The 22,121-nt window shown below is 31.6% G+C and carries 16 protein-coding genes and 2 other RNA genes; 14 read left to right on the top strand and 4 right to left on the bottom strand.

The window, feature by feature from the left end; all coding sequences use genetic code 11:
• Nucleotides 1-18 precede the first annotated feature (18 nt).
• The 9 genes from ftsH (at nt 19) to AC0N0V_RS11540 (ending at nt 13,592) form a co-directional block, all read left to right on the top strand.
• Entirely contained in the window at nt 19-1,842 is a 1,824-nt protein-coding gene (ftsH, locus tag AC0N0V_RS11580) for an ATP-dependent zinc metalloprotease FtsH (RefSeq protein WP_474464515.1), read from the top strand.
• A 648-nt stretch (nt 1,843-2,490) separates the two neighbouring features.
• Nucleotides 2,491-3,084 carry a TetR/AcrR family transcriptional regulator gene (locus tag AC0N0V_RS11575; RefSeq protein ID WP_474464288.1) on the top strand — a complete coding sequence of 198 codons (594 nt, stop codon included), beginning with the start codon at nt 2,491-2,493 and terminating at the stop codon, nt 3,082-3,084.
• A gap of 78 nt (nt 3,085-3,162) precedes the next feature.
• Nucleotides 3,163-4,848: a methyl-accepting chemotaxis protein gene (locus tag AC0N0V_RS11570; RefSeq protein ID WP_474464287.1), complete on the top strand. Its 1,686-nt coding sequence runs from the start codon at nt 3,163-3,165 to the stop codon at nt 4,846-4,848.
• Between the two features lie 341 nt (nt 4,849-5,189).
• The gene (locus AC0N0V_RS11565) at nt 5,190-7,529 is read left to right on the top strand and encodes a PAS domain S-box protein (RefSeq protein ID WP_474464285.1); all 2,340 of its coding nucleotides are present in this window, start codon (nt 5,190-5,192) and stop codon (nt 7,527-7,529) included.
• Nucleotides 7,530-7,804: 275 nt separating this feature from the next.
• Entirely contained in the window at nt 7,805-8,383 is a 579-nt protein-coding gene (locus AC0N0V_RS11560; RefSeq protein ID WP_474464514.1) for a TetR/AcrR family transcriptional regulator, read from the top strand.
• A gap of 100 nt (nt 8,384-8,483) precedes the next feature.
• The gene (locus AC0N0V_RS11555) at nt 8,484-9,008 is read left to right on the top strand and encodes an aspartyl-phosphate phosphatase Spo0E family protein (RefSeq protein ID WP_474464283.1); all 525 of its coding nucleotides are present in this window, start codon (nt 8,484-8,486) and stop codon (nt 9,006-9,008) included.
• A gap of 72 nt (nt 9,009-9,080) precedes the next feature.
• On the top strand, nt 9,081-10,583 hold the full coding sequence (locus tag AC0N0V_RS11550; RefSeq protein WP_474464281.1) for a putative bifunctional diguanylate cyclase/phosphodiesterase: 1,503 nt from the start codon (nt 9,081-9,083) through the stop codon (nt 10,581-10,583).
• 11 nt (nt 10,584-10,594) lie between these two features.
• Nucleotides 10,595-12,610 carry an ATP-binding protein gene (locus tag AC0N0V_RS11545; RefSeq protein ID WP_474464279.1) on the top strand — a complete coding sequence of 672 codons (2,016 nt, stop codon included), beginning with the start codon at nt 10,595-10,597 and terminating at the stop codon, nt 12,608-12,610.
• Nucleotides 12,611-12,710: 100 nt separating this feature from the next.
• Nucleotides 12,711-13,592, top strand: coding sequence for a GGDEF domain-containing protein (locus AC0N0V_RS11540; protein ID WP_474464277.1), 882 nt, complete (start codon nt 12,711-12,713; stop codon nt 13,590-13,592).
• A 170-nt stretch (nt 13,593-13,762) separates the two neighbouring features.
• Here the strand turns inward: AC0N0V_RS11540 and AC0N0V_RS11535 are convergent, their stop codons facing one another.
• A complete protein-coding gene (locus AC0N0V_RS11535; protein WP_474464276.1) occupies nt 13,763-15,121 on the bottom strand; it encodes an MATE family efflux transporter in 1,359 nt (452 codons plus the stop codon).
• A gap of 398 nt (nt 15,122-15,519) precedes the next feature.
• Here AC0N0V_RS11535 and AC0N0V_RS11530 point away from each other — a divergent pair, with 398 nt between their 5' ends.
• Nucleotides 15,520-16,638, top strand: a complete 1,119-nt coding sequence (locus tag AC0N0V_RS11530; RefSeq protein ID WP_474464274.1) for a GGDEF domain-containing protein — start codon at nt 15,520-15,522, stop codon at nt 16,636-16,638.
• 109 nt (nt 16,639-16,747) lie between these two features.
• Here the strand turns inward: AC0N0V_RS11530 and ssrS are convergent.
• Both ssrS and ffs read right to left on the bottom strand, forming a co-directional pair.
• Nucleotides 16,748-16,939, bottom strand: a non-coding RNA gene (gene ssrS / locus AC0N0V_RS11525) — 6S RNA.
• Between the two features lie 13 nt (nt 16,940-16,952).
• Nucleotides 16,953-17,216: signal recognition particle sRNA large type (gene ffs / locus AC0N0V_RS11520), an RNA gene on the bottom strand.
• A 354-nt stretch (nt 17,217-17,570) separates the two neighbouring features.
• Between ffs and AC0N0V_RS11515 the strand changes: the two genes are divergently transcribed.
• The 3 genes from AC0N0V_RS11515 to AC0N0V_RS11505 all read left to right on the top strand — a co-directional run bounded on the left by AC0N0V_RS11515 (nt 17,571) and on the right by AC0N0V_RS11505 (nt 20,082).
• Nucleotides 17,571-18,533, top strand: coding sequence for a D-2-hydroxyacid dehydrogenase (locus AC0N0V_RS11515; RefSeq protein ID WP_474464272.1), 963 nt, complete (start codon nt 17,571-17,573; stop codon nt 18,531-18,533).
• Nucleotides 18,534-18,797: 264 nt separating this feature from the next.
• A complete protein-coding gene (locus AC0N0V_RS11510; protein WP_474464270.1) occupies nt 18,798-19,184 on the top strand; it encodes a helix-turn-helix transcriptional regulator in 387 nt (128 codons plus the stop codon).
• 28 nt (nt 19,185-19,212) lie between these two features.
• Nucleotides 19,213-20,082 (top strand): methionyl aminopeptidase, encoded by an 870-nt coding sequence (locus AC0N0V_RS11505; RefSeq protein ID WP_474464269.1) that lies wholly within the window; start codon nt 19,213-19,215, stop codon nt 20,080-20,082.
• A 377-nt stretch (nt 20,083-20,459) separates the two neighbouring features.
• Here AC0N0V_RS11505 and AC0N0V_RS11500 read toward each other — a convergent pair whose 3' ends face one another.
• On the bottom strand, nt 20,460-21,374 hold the full coding sequence (locus AC0N0V_RS11500; RefSeq protein ID WP_474464268.1) for a helix-turn-helix transcriptional regulator: 915 nt from the start codon (nt 21,372-21,374) through the stop codon (nt 20,460-20,462).
• 243 nt (nt 21,375-21,617) lie between these two features.
• On the opposite strand from AC0N0V_RS11500, the gene AC0N0V_RS11495 reads away from it, so the two are divergent.
• Nucleotides 21,618-21,974 carry a nuclear transport factor 2 family protein gene (locus AC0N0V_RS11495; RefSeq protein WP_474464267.1) on the top strand — a complete coding sequence of 119 codons (357 nt, stop codon included), beginning with the start codon at nt 21,618-21,620 and terminating at the stop codon, nt 21,972-21,974.
• Nucleotides 21,975-22,121 lie beyond the last annotated feature (147 nt).

Genomic DNA, 22,121 nt, shown 5'->3' with positions numbered 1-22,121 from the left:
AGTTTCAAGGAGGAAAATATATTGCAAAACAAAAAGAGTTTAGCGAGTTATATTGTAGTTACTTTGATTATTACGTTGATGATAAATGTGATGATAACCTGGTTTTCGCGATCAGCTTCTCAAGAAATCGACTATGGTACGTTTCTTACAATGATTCAAAATAAGCAGATAGAATCAGTAAAGATTAAGGATGATAGGATTTTAATAACTCCAAAGATTACTGAGAAATCTTCAGCTAGTGATAAGAAAATTTACTACACAGGAGCTTTAAATGATCCTGAACTAGTAGAGAGGCTTCATGCTTCTGGAGTAAAATTCTCAACACCAGTTAAAGATATGCAGTCACCTATCTTAACCTTTATACTTTCATGGATATTGCCTTTTGCTATGTTCTATTTCCTAGGAACACTCATAACAAAATCTTTAGGCAAAAAAATGGGTGGCGGAGGCGCTATGTCTTTTGGAAAAAGTAATGCAAAGGTATATATTGAGAAAAAGACCGGTGTTACTTTCAATGATGTAGCTGGACAGGAAGAGGCAAAGGAATCTCTTACTGAAATAGTTGATTTTCTTCATAAACCATCAAAATACACCGAGATTGGAGCAAAGCTTCCTAAAGGAGCGTTACTCGTGGGACCACCTGGTACAGGTAAGACATTGCTTGCTAAAGCAGTAGCAGGAGAAGCAAATGTACCATTCTTTTCTTTATCAGGTTCAGGTTTTGTAGAGATGTTTGTAGGGGTTGGTGCTTCCAGAGTCAGAGATCTATTTCAACAAGCGGAGAAAAATGCCCCTTGTATCGTGTTCATCGATGAAATCGACGCAATAGGGAAAAGCCGTGATAACCAGATTGGTGGAAATGATGAGCGTGAACAAACATTAAATCAGCTTTTAGCTGAAATGGATGGATTTGATTCTTCAAAAGGTGTTGTAATACTTGCTGCAACTAATAGACCAGAGGTACTGGATAAAGCTCTTTTAAGACCAGGAAGGTTTGATCGAAGAGTTATTGTGGATAAGCCTGACCTTAAAGGCAGGGAAGAGATACTTAAGGTCCACGGAAAGAATGTTAAGCTTGATAGTAGAGTTAATCTTGGGGAAATAGCATTAGCTACTGCAGGTGCTGTAGGAGCGGATCTTGCTAATATGGTAAACGAAGCAGCTTTAAGAGCGGTAAGAATGGGCAGAGATGAGGTTAGACAAGATGACTTATTCGAAGCTGTGGAGACTGTTATTGCTGGTAAGGAAAAGAAAGACAGGATTATGACAGAGGAAGAAAAAAGCTTAGTTGCTTTTCATGAGGTAGGCCATGCACTTGCAGCTGCATTACAAAAGCAAACACAGCCAGTGCATAAGATTACTATCATTCCTAGAACAATGGGAGCACTAGGTTATACAATGCAGATGCCAGATAAAGAAAAGTTTCTTCTTTCTAAAGATGAAATAATGGAGCAAATAGTAGTCCTTTTAGCTGGTAGAGCAGCTGAGGAGGTTACCTTTAACAAGATAACTACAGGAGCTTCAAATGATATTGAAAGAGCTACGGAGCTTGCAAGGAAGATGGTAACTATGTATGGTATGTCAGATAGATTTGGAATGATGGGGCTGGAATCCATACAAAATAGATATCTAGATGGAAGGCCAGTTCAGACTTGTTCTACTGAGACATCCACGGAAGTTGATAAAGAAGTTCTTCAAATTATTAACGGTTGCTATGAAAAGGCTATAAGTCTTTTAAAAGCTAATATGGAAGCACTTTGCAAGATTTCAGCTCATCTTATTCGTAAAGAAACTATAATGGGTGACGAGTTTATGGAGATATTAACATCTATACCTAGATAAATGTTAAAAGACTTACAACTACAACGGACCATTCATTCAAGAAAAATCGATACAAATAATGATAGAGTATGTGTCAGATCTTTTTATGTAAAAAGCCAATGCTTAAAAATAAGCATTGGCTTTAATTCTAACGTTGAAATGTAAGTGAAAATTCACTTTGTCAAAAGTGTAAATTTTACGGATGATAACAAATGGGAAAAATAGTTTATATATAGTGGAAGAAACCATTATTAAAGATAGTTAGTTCTTAACTTTATCATTAGGCGAAATAACCTTTTATTATTTTTAATGGCATTAATTGTCGCAAGATACTATAAAATAGTATATATTGATAAACAGAGTTCTTAGTGGCTTTGCCACTCAGAAGTCGTTATCAAGGGACGTACCCGCTCGAAACGTACACCTTGAAGAAAAGCAGAGAACCAAAATCTCTGCTTTTCTTCAAGGTGGGAGTATTAGAGCGGGTAGTCATCGGATAAAATATGGTTGAAAAATACATTGTTATATAATATAATTTTTACATTGAGTCTACCAATCGGTAGGTAGTTAAAAAGACAATAGTTTTAATTCAAAAGTTTGGATTAAAAGTTGCTACCATGAATTAAATCGAAAGAGCAGATGAAAATTTTGAAGGCATTGAGGTGGAATATGAGTACAAGAGAACTAATTAAAGAGAATGCAATTATACTTTTCGGTGAGCATGGATATCAAGGCACTGCTATAAATGATATAGCCAAAGCGGTTGGGATAAAAAAGGGGTCTTTTTACGGACATTATGAAAGTAAAGAGGTATTATTTTTAGAACTTATTAGACATGAAATTATTGAGTTTGTAAAATGTATTGAAAATGTTAAAGTACTAATGCAGGATGACAATACCATTATGGAGAAGCTTTATCGTCTGTTTAAAATGGAAATAGAGTACCTTAGCAAAAATAAATCAGCAAGTAAGTTTCTCATGAGGTTTACTTTTTTTCCTAGCCTAGATATTAAGGAATTAATAAGTAACGATCTGGAAATAGGGGAAATGCGTAAGAATATAAATGATTATAATAAAAAAATCTTTGAAAGTGCCGTTGAAGCTGGAGAGTTTAAATGTAATGATGTAAGCCAATTAATGGAGTCCTTCTATTGGCTTGTTAACACAACCATATTGAAATCAATAATTTATGATAAAGTTTATAAAGAAGAAGATATAAAAGCTGCCTGGGATTGGTATATTTATGGAGTAAAAGGTAAATAAAATTTTTTAAACTCAAACTACCAAACGGTAGGAAGAATTTATGATTAATTAAGGAAGTGAAAATAATTGCAAAAATTTATGAAAAATCTTAAAATCAAAACAATAATCATTTTTCTGGGACTTTTTTCGGTGGCTGCTGTTGCAGTAACAAATTTTATGGGCTTATCTGGGATGTATAATATAAACAGCAATATGACGGATATGTACCAAAACAGACTCATTCCAATAGCAAGACTTGGAACAGCTAGAAGTGAATTTTTAGCAGTAAGATTAAATGCTGAAAAGGCAGTCTTAAAATATGATGGTATATATGAACAAGAAATTGAAGAACATCATAAAAGAATAGATGATAACTTGAAAAAATTTGAGGCCACAAAGCTGGATGAATTTGAGAAAAATCAAGCTAATGAGATCCAAAAGAGTATAGAACAATATATGGCTAGTTGGGGAAAAATCAAACAACTTTCTTCAAATTCAAATACTGTTACAGAAGAAGAACGTAAAGAGTTTATAAGCTTAGGAGATAAGATTGAGAGCGATATGGTTGTACTAAATGATTACAATGAAAAGAAGGCTGCAGATCAAGATGCTGAAAGCGATAAGGTTTATCAAAAAAGCATCAGGATAGTGTTTTATTTAGCAGTAATACTTCTAGTAGTATTATTTTTACTGGCATACATAATAATTCGCACTATAATGAAGTCAATTCGTGCAACTATTAAAAATTTAAACACAGTAGCTTCTGGTGATTTAACTATTTCTATAAATAGTGATGAAAAAAATGAATTTGGTGCAATGAAAAAGGCCTTAAATCAAACCGTAGAAAACATTAGAGAAATGATAAATTCAATAAAAAATCAGGCTTCAGGACTCGAAAATAAAGCTGAGAGTTTAAGTGCAATATCTGAAGAGATGGCATCTGGTTCGCAGAATGTAGCGGCAACCATTCAAGATGTAGCTCATGGGACAAGCAATCAGGCAGACGAAATAATTTATACAAATACAATACTAAATAAATTCAATGAGCAGCTGGAAGAGGTTATAGAATCCATGTCTAATATAGCTTCAAGTTCAAGCAGTGCGGTCCATATGGCTGAAGATAGTAATAGTAAAATGAATGATCTAATAAAGTCTATTAAAAGAGTACATAGCTTGTTTGATGATTTTGCTAAGAAGATAGGTAATTTAGGAGTAAGTATTAACAAAATCAATGAAATATCAAATCTAATTAACGGGCTTGCCGATCAAACCAATCTATTGGCATTAAACGCCTCTATTGAAGCAGCTAGAGCAGGAGAAGCAGGGAGAGGCTTTGCAGTAGTTGCAGATGAAATAAGAAAACTTGCAGAGCAAAGCAAGGTTTCCTCAGAAAATATAAATTCTGTGATAAATATGATTTCAGGTGAGACAAGTATAATGATTAATACTTCTGATGAAGTGGGTCAAGAGATGTCAGAACAGCTGAAATCTATAGGTGCAGCTGTAGTGGCATTTGAGAGTATTATAAAGTCTATAAGGGAAATAAATCCTCAAATCACTGAAGCAAATCAAGCTATGAGTTCTATACATAATGATAAGGAAATTATTGCAGAAAAGCTTGAAGGTGCTTCGGCTGTTTCAGAAGAAATATCTGCTTCCACAGAGGAGATAGCTTCCAGCACAGAAGAAATGAATGCCTCTTCAGAGGAAGTAGCAGGAACGGCTTTAGAACTAACTAATATGACTAAAGAAATAGTTAAAGCTTTAGAAAAGTTTAAATTATAAAGATGATAGAGGAATTAAGATATTTATAATGACTATAGGTCTATTTATAGGATAGATATTTAGAACTCAAGTATAAAGTAATTATTAATAAAGGCAAAAATATAAGCTGTGAATTTGTTAGATTCACAGCTTGTTTTTTAGGTTCAAAATATAGATAAATCATTGAAAAGTTACAATAATCTTATGTATTTGTTGTAATATAAAGTACATAAATAGGTTTAGAGTATAACTTTGGCAGACAAATAGGGTAATAACTACTACTTAGAAAAATTAAAGGGAATAAGTCATTTAAAGTAGAATAAGATTTAAGTGGGCATTCTAATTTTCAAAATATAGAGAGGATGAGTAGTTTGAATGATACTAACAATATAGTTAATGAAAAAATCTATTCAATTGGTGAAAATCTTATTGAAAATTCTTTAGATATCATTCTAATAGTTGGTAAAAACGGAAAGATTTTACATGGAAATAAAAAAGCAGTTGAAACTTACGGCTATACATACAAAGAATTGTTAAATCTAAGTGTTTTTGATCTTAGAAATCAAGATACAAAGGAATTTACTAAAAAGCAATTGAATCAAGCATTAAAAAAAGGTATACAATTTAAGACATATCATTATAAAAAAGATGGGTATAAATTTCCCGTTGAAGTAAGATCAATCTACAGTAGTAAAAAATCTAAAGATACAGTTGTTAGTATAGTAAGAGATATCACGGATATGGAAGAAATATTTAAAGAGGCCACAATATTTTCAATATCGTTAGATATATTTGATGATCCCTTTATAGTACTTGATAAAGAGAATACTATATCTCATTGGAGCAGGGGAGCAGAAAGCAAGTTTGGTTTTAAGAAAGAGGATATGATCGGAAAAAATGTTTGTGAAATAACCCCTAAACATAAATTAGATGAAGCACAAATACTATATGATTTAGTTAGGGATGGGAAAGTAATTAAAAATTTTGAAACCGTTAGGTTAAATAGCCATAGCAAATCAATAGATGTGTTAATTTCATTATCTCCAATTTATGATGTTGATGGAGAGTTTTGTGGAGAAGTAGCAATTTATAAAGATATCTCTGACAAGAAGGAATTAATAAAAAGGTTGCAGGAATATGAAGAAAGATGGAGATATGCTCTTGAAGGGGGCCAATTTGGAGTATGGGATTGGGATCTAAGTAATGATAAAGTGTTCTATTCAAATCTTTTTAAAGTAATCCTTGGATATGGAGAAGAGGAGCTAAATGACAATTTTGAAGAGTGGACAAAAAATATACACCCTGATGATTTAGGATATGCAATGGACAAACTTCACAAGCATTTCAAGGGTGAAGAGTATGCACTAGAATACCGTATGAAATGTAAAGATAATAATTATAAATGGATAAGCTCAAGAGGACAGGTAATCAAATGGGCGGATAGCGGCAAACCTCTAAGGATGATTGGGACAGTTGAAGATATATCAGATAGAAAAATAATAGAAGAGGAACTAAAAGAAAAATACAAGCAATTAGAACTATTAAAACAAGAAGCAGATAACGCAAATAAAGCAAAGTCGCTTTTTTTAGCTAACATGAGCCATGAATTACGAACACCGCTAAATGGTATTGCAACAACAGTACAACTTCTTCAATCAACAACTTTAGATATAGAACAGAGTAAATATACTAAAATGCTGAAAGAGTCTAGTGACATACTTCTTGCAACTATCAATGATCTATTAGATGTTTCTAAAATAGAGGCTGGTGCCTTTAGATTAAATGAGGCTCCATTTAATTTGAAAGATGTTATTGATAGCATTTATAATAATCTTTTGATTTCAGGAAACGCAAAGGGCTTAGAGGTGAGCTATTATTTAGATCCAGCCATGGATTTTCAAGTTGTTGGTGATAAATTAAGGCTGCAACAGATATTAACGAATTTAACAAGTAATGCAGTTAAATTCACAGATGAAGGATATATATCTTTTAGAGTAAAAATGGTTTCATCTGATATAAACGTTGAAAAAGTGGAATTTAGGATAAAAGATTCTGGTATAGGAATAGAGGATAGCTTTAAAGAAAAAATATTTCATAACTTTAATCAAGGTGATTTATCAGCAAGTAAAAAATATATGGGTACGGGGCTAGGTCTTGCAATTTCAAAACAGCTTGCAACTTTAATGAATGGGGGTTTAAGCTTTGAAAGCACTATAGACAAAGGGTCTACATTCATTTTTACTTGTGAATTTAAAAAATCAATCAATGAAAGATTTAATATTCAAATTGATAACTTTATCGAAGAAAAAATTGATACTATTGATTTAAACGCTAATAAAATAATTCTTTGTGTTGAAGATAATTTGATCAATCAACAGATTTTGGAAAGTATAATTAAAAGAAAAGGATATAAGTACATTGCAGCTTATAATGGCAATGAGGCTCTGGATGCATTAAAAAATAATAAAGTTGATTTGATATTAATGGATATTCAACTACCAGAGTTAAATGGTTTTGAAGCAACTAAGACTATTAGAGAAAATGAATCGAATGGCAAGCATATACCTATTATTGCAATGACAGCATATGCTATGCTTGAGGATAAAGAAAAATGTGTATTAGCAGGTATGGATGAATACATAACAAAACCATTTGATATGGAAAAACTTTATGAAATAATTGAACTTTATTTAGGAGTATAAAAAAACAGCATTCTTTTAGAGTGCTGTTTTTTTATACTCTAATAAACATAATTAGTATTAATGTCTAATAGTCGAAAAAAGCTTGATCACTAGTGAATTTATATTTTAATATGTCAAAACTTGACGTACGAAGTAAGTTGAGCGGAAGAAAATACGATGATATAATCTATGTAACAAACGTTAGATATACAAAGTATAGCACAATGTGTAAATATGTGGAATTAGGCGATTTTCAAATTTATTAGGTTATTGATAATTAAAGTTTAATTGAGGTGGTGTGTATTTTGGAAAATAAGACAAAGGATAAGATATTATATGTTTCTTTCAAGCTTTTCCTCGAAAATGGATATGAAGCAACTAATATAAGAGATATCTGCAAGGAGGTTGGCATTAAGGCATCAACATTGTACTTTTACTATAAATCAAAACAGGATTTGTTTTTCTACATTTATGATGAAATTAATACTGAATATCTGAATTATATCCGAAGTATAGAAGTACTGAAGCAGAATATCTCATTAAAAGAAAAGTTATCTATTTTATTAAAGCAAAAAATAGAATACTATATTTTAGACATATCGAAGCAAAAATTCATTCTTAGATATCATCTATTCCCACCTGAAGAAATCTCAAATGTTTTACGAGAAAAGTATATTTTTTATACAAATGAAGAAAATCAAATTATCTTAGATATTATAGCAAAAGATTATAATAAGAAAACACTTAAAAATGATAATATAAATGACTATTTGCTTAGATATAAAAGACTAGAAAACTTTTTAGTTTACGATATGGTACTATCTAGCATTAAATCTAACGATGAAATAATTAATAAATTAGTAGAGGTATTTTAGAATAATGTAACTGTACATAAAATACAAAACTTATCTAGAAATTTATAATATCAAGACCAATAATGTATTGTTAAAAATATAAAAGAAAGAAGGGGTATGTATGAATTTAGTTGAGAAAGTTGAGGAAAGGATATCTATTTTCAAAAACTTGTATGATAACATTCGAATTGTGGATCCTATTAAAAAGAAAACTATTCTTATTAAATCTAATAAAGATAGAAAAACAAATATAGATTGTTACTCATTATGGAAAAAACATGCCTTTTGTTATGATGGTATTAATATTAATGTAACATTAAATTATGGTGTATACAGTGTTACAGATTATGATATTGATTTCTCAGAATTATTATCAAAGGCAGGTAACAATCTATGTAAATCAAAAATCTATGGTGAGGATAAGATACTTAGGGATCAAGAAAAAGTAGTTGATGATGTTTTTATAAAGGCTGACAGAGATAATATTAAGTTGGAAAGATTAAATAAACAAATAACTGAACTGAGAGAAGTTTTAAATGAAATATGTTGTACAATTGATGAAGATGAAACTAAGTCTAAGAGATTGAATATAAGTCAATGCTTAGACGAATTGATAGTAGAGTACATGAAGGAATTAAATAACTGAAGTTAAAATTATCAGAATATTGAAAACAAACTAGATGTTATACTGTGAATTATTAATGGAGATGTTTTATATATGTATAAGGTTTTAATTACGTTTTTTATTGCAAGTATTATCTTGTATGTAATATGTATTAAGAAGAAAGATAAATACAATGAAGCTCTATCCCATGAAAATAATAATAAAGCTTTAAACCCAGAATACGAAGCATTGTTAACAGAAGAATTAAAAACACTATATGAAGAATTAAAAGAAAAAGATAAAAAAATACACTTCTTAACATATAACGATAGACTGACAAAATTGCCTAACAAGGCCTGTTTTATAGAGCAATCTAAAGAATTAGTTTCTGGAGAAGCTTTCAACAAAAAATTTGCTTTGTACTTTATTAATATAGATAATTTTGCAAATATAAATACTGTACATGGACATGATTATGGTGATAAAGTTTTACTTTTAATTAGTGAAGTTTTAAAAATAATGCTTCCAAAAGATAGTGTTTTATATAGATGGTATGGAGATGAATTTCTTGTTATGATTAGAAATCTAGAAGAAGACAATAAGGCTGCAAATATTGCAGAAAATATTATTAACTCTTTTAGAAAACCATTTGAGATTGGTGAAAAGCAAATATATATAACTATTAGCATAGGGATAAGTATATATCCTAATGGAACCTATAGTATACATGAGGTTGCTAAGAGCGCAGAGTTAGCCATGCATAAATCCAAAAAGAAAGGAAAAAACAACTATTCATTCTATAATGAAGAATTTCATAAGGATATATATAGAAAAAATAATATCCGCAAACACCTAGGCAATGCAATATACAATAATGAATTATATCTAAACTATCAACCCCAATATGATATTACAACTGAAAAGATAATTGGTTACGAAGCATTATTACGATGGAAAAATGAAGAACTTGGTCAAGTAGCACCTATGGAATTTATCCCAATTGCTGAGGAGAATGGATTAATCTCTGCATTGGGAAACTGGGTCTTAAGAAACGCCTGTAAACAAAATAGCCAGTGGATAAAAAAGGGGTTTTATAATGTTATTGCAGTAAATATTTCAGCCGTGCAATTTGAACAAGATAATTTTGTCAAAGCAGTTGAAGATATTTTAACTGAGACAAATCTTTTACCTCAGTTTTTGGAGTTAGAGATTACTGAAAGTGTATTGATTAAGTCCTTAGAAAAAAGTATAAAGACCATTAAAAAATTGAATGAACTTGGAGTGAAAGTTTCACTGGATGATTTTGGAACGGGATATTCTTCCTTGAATTATTTAAAAGAATTGCCTATAAACAATCTGAAAATAGATAAGTCTTTTATTAATGATATTACAGTTTCTAAGGACAGTAATTTAATCTTTCAGGCAATAGTGCAACTTGCACATACTATTCATCTAAAAGTTATTGCTGAAGGAATAGAAACAGAAGAACAAAATGAAATGCTAAAAAAAATAAGGTGTGATGTTGGACAAGGATATTATTACAGTAAACCAGTATCTAGTGAAGATATAGAATTCATCCTCTGTAGTAATTCTAAGGACAAAACAGGTGGTATCTAGGGAGGGAGCATATGGATATTAAATATACTTTTAAGTTTGATGAAATAACTTGTGAAAAGTTATTTGATAATGCTAGAGATATATTACTAATCATATCCGAAGAAACTGGTGAAATAATAAAAGCCAACGAGGCAGCTATTCATGCATATGGGTACAGTTATAATGAACTAGTTGGGATGAGTATATATAAGCTTAGAAGGAATGAAAATTCAAAAGTTGTAGAACAACAAATGAACTGTGCTATAGAGGAAGGAATTTTATTTGAGACGATGCATCATAAAAAGGATGGCAGCTGTTTTCCTGTTGAAGTTAGTTCTGTGAATATTGGAGATGGAGATTACAAAATTCTATTAAGTATTATAAGGGATATGACTGAGAGAAAACAAAAGGAGGAGAAAATATCCTTCAATGAAAAGAGACTAAGATTGCTCTATGAATCAATGAGTGAAGGTGTAGCGCTGCATGAAATAATTACAGATAGCAAAGATAACCCTATTGACTATAAATATATCAGTGTTAACACCAGTTTTGAAAAAATCACTGGGTTTAAGAAAGAAAAAATTATAGGAAAAACCGCACTCGAGGTTATGCCAAATATAAAACCATATTGGATTGAAGAAGTGGGACAAGTCGCACTCACTGGTATTTCTAAAAAATTTAACTATTATGAAGAGAAACAGGGCAGGTATCTGCAAGTTAATATATATTCTCCCATGGAAAGGTTTTTTGCAATACTTTTCACAGATATAACAGAATTAAAGTTAAAGGAAAAAGAGCTAACGGAAAAATACGAAGAACTAGCTACGATATATGAGGAACTTACAGCATCGGAAGAAGAGCTAAAAGAAAATTATGTGCAAATGGAGAAGCTCAAAGAAGAAGCAGATAGAGCAAATAAAACCAAAAGTTTATTCTTGGCAAATATGAGCCACGAGATAAGAACTCCGCTAACTGGTATCATAGGTATGAGCAACTTATTGAGTTTGACAGACTTAAATGAATACCAGAGAGAATATGTGAAAGTTGTAATTGAATCAGGAACACATCTTTTAGATATCATAAATAACATTCTTGACATTTCAAAGATAGAGTCTGGTAAATTTCAGTTAAATAGTTCTGAATTTAATTTAAAAGAGAACATTGAAAATATTATAAAACCCTATTATATAAATGGATCGCAAAAGGGCATCGATGTAATGTTTTATTATCAACCACTAATTGATGAAATGGTTATAGGTGATGCATTAAGGCTAAATCAGATAATTGTTAATTTGATGGAAAATGCATTTAAATATACAGAGAAAGGTTACATTTTACTTAGAGTTAAACAAATTGAGGATGATGATTTAAAAGTAAAATTACAGTTCTCTGTACAGGATACAGGGATAGGTATTAAAGCTGAAGTGAGGGACAAGCTGTTTAAGGTTTTTAGCCAAGGGGATTCTTCATATACAAAAAGATACGGTGGTACAGGGCTTGGGTTAGCAATTTGCAAAGAACTTGTTACTATGATGAATGGAGAGATTTGGTATGAAAGTGATGAAGGAACTGGCAGCACATTTTATTTTACTGCTGAATTTAAAAGAAAGTTAGACCTTACAAAAATGGAGCAAAGTATTACTCGACTTTATGAGCAAAATATTCCTAGAAGTAAGGAAAAATGTATTCTTATTGTAGAGGATAACGAGATAAATTTAAAACTTGTTAGTGCCTATTTAAGCAACAAAGGATACAAGTATAGGAGTGCAATAAATGGTAAGAAAGCAATTGATGAATATATGAAAGGCGAAATAGAGTTAATACTTATGGATATCCAGATGCCTGAAATGAACGGAATAAAAGCGACGAAGTTAATCAGGGAATTAGAAAAAGCAAATGGTAAACATATAAAAATAGTAGCGATGACTTCATATGCAATGGAGGGAGATAAGCAGATATGTATTGATGCAGGTATGGATGACTATATATCAAAACCAATAGATGTGGAATTGCTATATGAAATAATTGAAAAATATATAAATTTCTAAATAATAATTGCTACGGAGAATACTTATATTTTAAAATTGCGACAAAATTCAAAGTGTTTAAAGGAAATATTGGTAGATTAAAGGTTTGAGGAGAGATAATATGGAGAATATAATAGATTTTATAGAAAGTAATACCGTACTGAAGAGTTTGTATGATGTTATTAGAATTATCGATCCCAATATGAGAAAAGAAATTATAATAAGTGAACAAAAAGAAACTATATTGAAAGAAAGCTGTTATCAATTTTGGGGAACTTCAAAACAATGTAAAAATTGTGTAACCATGAGGGCCTTTATTAATAATAAGTCATTTACAAAAATCGAATACAATAGGGAACGAATATTTTTAGTAGTTGCTTGCCCTATTAATTTTGAACAAAAAAAGTATGTGCTTGAATTATTAAAAGATATAACAGAAACGGGAGTTATTGAAAATATAGAAAAAAGAACAGGAGACGGTATAACCACCGCTATGAAAGAAATGAATGATTTAATAATAAAAGATGAACTAACTGGAGTTTATAACAGAAGATTTATAAATGAACAGCTACCATTTGCATTACTTAATTCTAAATTAAAGGTTACTTCTTTAACAGTAATGATGATTGACATCGATAATTTCAAGGATGTTAATGACAATCATGGTCATTTGGGTGGAGATACTATATTAAGTCAAGTATCACATTTAATACAGGAAAAGATAACCGAAGATATTGGGTGGATTGCCCGTTATGGAGGAGATGAATTTTTTATTTTACTAGATAATATTGATATAAGTAGAGCCTTTGAGATTGCTGAGAATTTAAGGACACAAGTATACGAAACTATATTTGTTTATAATAAAGAAAGTATAAAAGTTAGTGTTAGCATAGGCATTTATTCATGTGACAATATGTTTTTAACTGCAGAAGAAGTAATTTATAATGTAGATAAAAAGCTATATTTAGCAAAAGAGAAAGGAAGAAATAAAACGGAGGTATGAAGCATTGACAAGTCATCAAACAGGAAGAGATGAGCTATTAATTAATCAATTAGTAGAAAAATTTGTAAAATAGTAAAAATATTAATAAAGAAACACAATTAAGATGAAGCGCTAAAAAGCCAATGCTCAACAAAACTAAGTATTGGCTTTAGAATTTTTAAAACATACCATTAAGCCACTGCTTTAGTACTATCCTTCAACTTTATAGATGAAACCCACTTGATTTTCATAATCAGTATTGTAGTAATTAATGCAGCTACATAGTTGGAAAATAGATTTCCCCAAAAAACCGAATAAAAGCTTAGATACTTCTCCGTAGATAAAATAAAAACATATCTTAAAAGCCATACTCTCAAGATACCTATTACTAAAGGTATCTTGGTACGTCCTAAGCCAATAAAAGCACCCTGTTCCACCATGCATATGCCGAATCCCACCACAGAATAGGTGTAAATATGCAGAGATTTATTTGCAATATCAAGCACATTTTTTTCATGTGTAAATAAAATAGTTAGATGAGATGACAGAGGCACAACTATAGCTATTAAAATAACTGCAGTAACTGCACTGACGATACAACCTACAGTACAGGATTTTTTAGCCTTATCACTTTGTCCAGCTCCAACATTCATACTCACCATCGTAGTAACCGCTGCTGCAAAGGATGATGGTACAATAAAACAAACTTGTGTAATGTTGCTTGCGATACCCTGACCATTTAATATTATTGGTCCATACTTTTCAATTTCATTATTGATTAGGAAAAAGCCTAAATTAAGCATAATACTTGAAAGTATAGATGGTATGCCTACATGTACTAATTTACGTAAAACCTTAGTATCAAATCGGAAATTATCCAGTGAAAGTTTATCCTCGCTTTTACTAACAAATAATTCATAGTACATCCATATAGAAATTAACACATTTGCCATAAGAGAAGCCATTACAGCACCAACAATTCCCCAGTGGAAAATTGCAATAAATAGTTCATTGAACAATATTTTTAAAATCAGCATTAAAGCCATTCTGATAAAAGTAGCTTCTGGTTTACCTGCCGCATTTTTTATTGAGTTATATATAGATTCAAGAAAAGTAAAGGGCAAAACTATTGAATTTAATGCAAGATATACAAACACATTATGAGAAATCTGTGAATCTACATACCAGGATATAGGAAACGCCAACACAATTAACAGAGGTGCTATAATACATCCCAGCGCAAACGCAAAAACTATCATCTGGGTTGAAGCATGCTTTGCCTCTTTAAAGTTTCCTCTCCCATTCATTTGACCAATCATAGCAGAGCCAGCCACACTTAGGCCTTGTGCCAGTGCCACCAACATATTTACAATAGGACCGCAGTAGGTCACTGAACTTGCTGCCATTGTACCTATAATATTGTTAATAAAGAGACCATCCACAACAGGTACTGCTGATTGTACCAAACCCATCATCAGAGTGGGCATAGCTAATAATAATAGAGTTTTAGAAATGGGGCCATTTAAAATTAATTCACGTCTTTTTTCCATGTTTTGATGAAATAAATTGAAACTCATGACAAAAAACCAGCTTTCTTAAAATAATTATAAGATTATCGTAATACAATAAAAATCTTAAACACAATGAATAATTATACTCCTATTAAAAATCTGGTTCAAATTTTAAATTGGGCAGATATTTCATTTGGTGAAAAATATCTCTTGCTAATGCCAAAAAACAAGCTGTAAACGAAATAATTGTTCACAGCTTGTTTTTTAGGTTCAAATTATGTTTTGCATTCCTTCGATATGGTATAATAAAATACAATTAACAGCTTAGATAATATCAGAATGTTGCTTTAGAGAGCATTTGAATCATTCTTTAAGAGTTTATCTATAAGTATAAATTCTGATATTTTAACTTTGTCATAATGTAAAGGAATGATAGTATGTATAAAAATAACCTAGATGCAATAGGTCTTGACAGATGGAACAAGAAAGTATTAGATATTTATTGGTTTATAATTATGATAATATCTAGTACTGAAATAATAGCCTTTTTTATAAAGTCATCTGAAGAAGGGTATTTGGATTTTCAATATTTTAAGTTCTATGTAATAGTACCAACATTTATGAATATTCTTATTTTATCTTTAGCGAATGTTATATTCGTGGTAATTAAAAATAAGGATGAGAGTTGGGTAAAATATTTAATAATAATATGCAGTACAGCGCTAGTATGTAGTATAGTTTATGTTCATTATGGAGTTTCTGTAATTTATGTACTGTTTATTTTACCAATTTTTCTTTCAGAACTTTATATAGATAAGAAATTGATATGTTTTGCAGTGGGGTTGAATTTAGTATGTTATCTTATAATATACTTTTTATATTTGCCAATAAAGCCAAAAGAAAGCTATCATCATACTAGCTTTGATTTTTTAGCAGTTATAACTCTTATCATAGCCGCTTTTATAATTGTATTATCATATATAGAAAGATCAAAAGAGGTAATGGAATTTTTGACTAAGTCATATCAGAATGAGCAAGAACTTACTATTAAAAATTTTATTATGGAATTTAACTCAAAGATTGAACCAGCAACCGGACTTTATAATCACAAAACATTCTATGAATATCTAGAACGTTTAATCGAACAGAGTGAGAATTATAGCTTTCCATTATGTTTAGCAGTTCTAGATATCGATAATTTCAAAAGAATTAATGATACCTATGGGCACAGTTCAGGAGATAAGGTCATTATTAATTTAGCAGGAATAATAAAAGAAAATATTGATACAGATGATTATGCAGCTCGATATGGTGGAGAAGAGTTTGCAATAATATTTACTGATAAAAATAAAAGGGAGACTTTTGAAATAGCAGAAAAAATTAGAACGAAGTTTTACGATAGTGTCATAAATGAAATTAAAAATGAAAAATTAAGTATTAGTATAGGATTAAGTGAGTATTCTAAAGGAATGTCTAGGCAAGCATTCTTTGAAAATGCTGATGAGGCTCTTTATAAGGCGAAAAAAAGCGGGAAGAATAGAACTATAATATATTAATGGGCAACCATAGTATGGAGAAGCGTTTAAAGGTACAAATGGTAGCCTTTGCTAGTGCATTCAAAAAGCCAATGCTTATCAAAAATAAGCATTGGCTTTAATTCTAAAGTTTATATCCAAAATACCGGTACTCTAATTTTGACACCTATCTCTCGATAGGTGGGCGTCCTCACAGATGTCTCAATCGCCTTCAATGCCGTAAAAGGACTCACAAGAAAGTACATATCTTCATCTAAATATTGGACTCCCGAAGCTTAAATGTAGGTTCAAAATAAGAGCTTAACGAGTATTCCAGAAATTATAATCTATGTACATCGTGCACCCACCGTTGACAGTAATCTACTGGCGCTTCAGATCTAGTTAGCTCAAACCAGGTTTTTCCACGGCACTCAGAAGTTATCACTTACCGCTGCTTCCTTCCGGACCTGACGGATTTCATGAGCTTCTGCTGCATGGGACCCAATTCTCGACACCACTTTTATCAGGCAGACCCGGCAGATTAAAGCCTAAGTGGGAGTTCAATCCTGCTGTAGCGGATTGCAGGTTACAGGGCACCGCTGGCTCCCCATCTAGCACGAATTCTATCTTTAAATAAGTTGTTTACTTGTTGTGAGATTATAATAACATAATTAAGATTTTGAATCAAGGGATATATCTTTGGTAAATTTAACCTATGATCATAATTTATTAAATAAAAAATAGTCAAGAGCGGTCAATATCATTCCAAATCAACAAACTAAATATTATGTAAATTTTAAATAAAGTAAATCATTAATAGATAAAAGATTCTATAAAGTGAAAATTAAATATGTATTGCATAGAATTAAGTTTTGTAAAACATGATGAGATATTTTATGAAAATGGTGAAAAGGTTAAAGTTTATTAAATTATTAATTGTGTAGTATAATGGATACTAAAGGAAGTGATAATATATGAAAATTTTAGTTGTGATTCCACTAAATGAAAAAGAAAAAGAAAAACTTCAGTCGAAGATGCCAGAGGCAGAATATATTTTTACATCCGCTAGGGAAATTAATGATGAACTTGTAAAAAGTGCTGACATAATTATTGGGAATGTTCCACCACAATATATAAAGGGAAGTAAAAAGCTTAAATGGCTGCAATTAAATAGCGCAGGAACAGATGGATACTGTGAAGCTGGTGTAATTCCTGAAGGAGCATATCTTACAAATGCAACCGGTGCCTACGGTCTTGCAATATCTGAACATATGTTAGGTCTAGTATTTGAAATTAAAAAAAAGCTAAATCTATATTATAGAAATCAGATGGAACATATGTGGAAGGATGAAGGGAATGTTACTCCAATAGAAGGTAGTACTACGCTGGTTGTAGGACTTGGTGACATTGGAGGAGATTTTGCTAGAAAGATGAAGGCACTTGGAAGCTATACAATAGGCATAAAGAGGACTAAAGGACAAAAACCAGAATATCTTGATGAATTATATACAATGGAAGCCCTGGATGATCTTTTACCTAAAGCGGATATAGTGGCTTTATCCCTTCCAGGAACAAAAGATACTTTCCATTTGTTTAATAGAGATAAATTTAACTTAATGAAGAAGGATGCAATTATTATTAATGTAGGAAGAGGAAATTGCATATGTACTGAGGATCTGTGTGATGCCCTTGAAAATGGAATTATTAGCGGAGCAGGTCTCGATGTAACAGAACCAGAACCATTACCAGCCGAACATAGATTATGGGATGCGCCAGGAGTCGTTATCACTCCTCATGTATCAGGATTTTTTCACCTCCCAGAAACCTTGAGGAGAATTGTTAACATAAGTATTGAAAATCTTGAGCATTTTAAGAAACAGGAGCCATTAAAAAATATAGTTGATTTTAATACCGGCTACAGGATAAGTAACAAATAAATTGAAACTTGAATCAGATAGGGTTTTAACCCTACATGAACTGTATATGACAGGGGACTGTTCTGCGTTTTGAGGCATAGAACTATCTCCTGTTTTTGTAGTTATAACTTGAAGCAGTTGAATTTGTGGCATTAATTGAAGGTGCAGTCATTTTAGGTATATAATATTTGATAAGGCATTCAAATAAGTACATATTATTGCAAGTCATGTTAAGTTTTTAGTTAAAGAATCTAGTACAATATTCTTACAGGGAGGGGATTGTGGTTGTCGATTAAAACAGTAGAAAATATGGTTAACTGGATAGAAGTTAATATTACAAGGAATCCAACGCTGGCTGAAATGTCAAATTATGTTGGATACTCTCAGTTCTATTGTTCAAATAAATTTCATAAATATATGGGGATTACTTTTAAACAATATTTATCAAAGCGTAGATTAACTCTTGCTGCAATAGAAGTTAAAAATACACAGGATAGACTTCTGGATATAGCATTAAAGTATGGATTTTCCTGTCAAGAAAGTTTTACAAGGGCCTTTGTAGATGCTTATGGATACACTCCCAATCAATATAGAAAGACTTTGGCTACCATTGAGTTATATGTGAGGCCTAATATCCTTCCAGTGGCAAATAATGAATTTGTGGAAATTTAAATAAAGAAGTTAGTAAAAGGAGAGTAGGATGAAATTAGGGAGAAATGATTTATGTTGGTGTGGCAGTCAACACAAATACAAAAAATGTCATGACGAGTTTGATAGTAGGATTGAGTTTTATAAAACACATGGACATATAGTCCCACCTATGAATATTATAAAAACAACTGAACAGATAGCAGGAATACGTGAAAGTGGAAAAATTAATATTGCAGTTTTAGATTATGTTGCTGAGCATATTAAGGCGGGTATAACTACAGAAGAAATTAATCAACTTGTCTATGAAAAAACAATAGAGTTTGGTGCTGTACCAGCACAACTTGGGTACGAAGGATTTCCCAAAAGTGTATGTACTTCTATTAACGAACAGGTATGTCATGGGATACCATCAAAAGATGTAATACTAAAAAGCGGGGATATTATCAATGTTGATGTCTCAACCATCTATCAAGGATATTTTTCGGATTCATCTAGAATGTTCTGCATTGGAGCCGTATGTGAGAAGAAGAGAAATCTGATTCGCGTTGTGCAAGAATGTATTGATTTAGGGTTAAGACAAGTAAAACCTTGGGGATTTCTTGGGGATATGGGTCAAGCAATACATGAGCATGCGATGAAAAATGGATACTCTGTAGTAAAAGAAATCGGAGGACATGGAATTGGATTAGAATTTCATGAAGAACCATGGGTAAGTTATATTTCTAAGAAAAAAACAGAGATGCTGATGGTGCCAGGCATGGTATTTACCATAGAACCAATGCTTAATGCAGGAACGGACGAAATATTTTTAGATAAAAAGAATGGTTGGACTTATTATACCGCAGATGGACAGCCTTCAGCTCAAGAGGAAATCATGGTATTGGTTACAAGCGACGGATATGAGGTATTGGCACATTAACTTTTAATAGAAACCGCAGTTAAATAGATAGGGTGAATCGTACCATAAGAGAGTGTATAATTGTCTGTGCAAAAACTCCACTTTATCTATGTTCAAAATGTAAACAATATAGTATAAAACGACATAAAGGACTGCATATGAGCAGTCCTTTTCAAATTTCGTAACATACGGATGTTTGAGTGTCTAGAACATTCCCTATAAACTTTGCAACTTCTAGGTGTGCAGAATGGGCAAGATATGCATTCAAGTACCCGTTTACCCTCAAATTCTGTGCTTATATCAAATAACGATGAATTATTTCCCATAATAGAAATACATCCTTGTTTTTAAGCTATTTTACTTGCCTAGTATAACTAATATAACTTGACCACAGTGTGTCAGGTTTTAAAACGATATTTATTTACCATATTATCCAAACGAATTGAAATCTCCTTACGCACACTTTCAGGTTCTATCACCTCCAGCATTGTACCGAAAGAAAAAAGATAATTGTAAATCCATTCACCACCGGGCATGGAAACAATCACAGTATATGAGTCATCCTTGTTTCTTATTATATTTTCTTCTTCAAAATCATCATATACACGGTAAGCTCCTTCAGGGGATATTTTGAGGGTTAGCTTAACCTGATTGTTATCTGATTTGTCGGGAGATTTAGTCATAAGCTCCTGTGAGCTTTGATGCATACAAGACTCCTTAGTAATATGAATATCAGACATACGACTTATCTTAAATGTTCTTAATGCCATTTTCTGCAGGCAATATCCTTGTAGATACCAGGATTTGTCTCTAAAAAGCAGTTTAAAAGGTTCAACTTTACGGTGACTTTTTTCCCCACTTACATTGAAATAAGAAAAAGTAATTACCAGATGTTCAAGTATGGCATCTTTAAGAAGGCTGAAAACTTCTTTTTGCTTTTTATGGTTTCCCCAATTAGAAAAATCCACTTCAATCCAGCTTATATTGCTTTTTTTGAAAAGACTATTCAATTTTGATAGCACATCATCAAGTTCAGGATATTGAACTGCTGACAGGCTTTGAAGAGCCAGCAGAATTTTATCCTGTTCTTTTTCTGAAAGCAGTGACTTATCAAGTACGAAATTATCAAGCAGAGAGATTCCTCCACCTTTACCTTGACTTGCATATACAGGGATACCAGCTTGGCTCAGTGCATCAATATCCCTATATATAGTTCTCACAGATACTTCAAAATGTTCAGCTAGTTCGCCTGCTGTTACAGACTTCTTCTCAAGCAAAATATATATGATTTGAAATAATCTACTTATCTGCATAACATCACCTCATTTAAAGTATAAATCACATAACTTGACAACACTATGTCATATTATGTGATTTTTTAATGAAAGAATGCGTTATTATTTTCAACATTTTCTCTAAACAGTATTTTCATTTTTAAATAGAGGAGAGTAAAACATGACGTGGTGTGGTCAGGTTATACCTGTTACTATTAAAAATATTCCCCGTACACAATGCAGGAGAAATAAAATAAAAAGATTATATAAAGGAGAAAAACTATGATTAAAAAGATTGGACAACCTATTGAAACATACTTTACCTCAACAAGTGATTCAGATAAAAGGGCTTTTTTTTCAATTTTTGCTGAAAATGCTGTTGTAATTGATGAAGGTCAAGAGTATAAAGGGTTAGCAAAAATTACGGAGTGGAGTGAACAGTATCATTTTGCTTTTAAGCTTAAACTAGAAGTTATAAACATTATGGAGGAAAGTCCTCAAACTATCGTTACAGCTAAAGTAGATGGTGATTTCGATAAAACTGGATTGCCGGATCCACTGCTTTTGGACTTCCATTTTACAGTAGTAAATAGAAAGATAGCAAGACTAGAAATTTTACTCCATTACAGAAGCAAATAGCAATAAAAAAAGAGTACATGATGGATTCTGATACTGCTGCAGGCTTTTTGAGCAACTTCAGTAGCTAGCATCATTTGAGTATAAATCTTATGATGCTAGTTTTTATAAGCTCAAAATCCGAATACAAATCTATCCAGATGATGACAA

The sequence above is a fragment of the Clostridium sp. CS1-1 genome (genome assembly GCF_056135525.1).
This window is presented reverse-complemented; position numbering and strand designations above follow the sequence as displayed.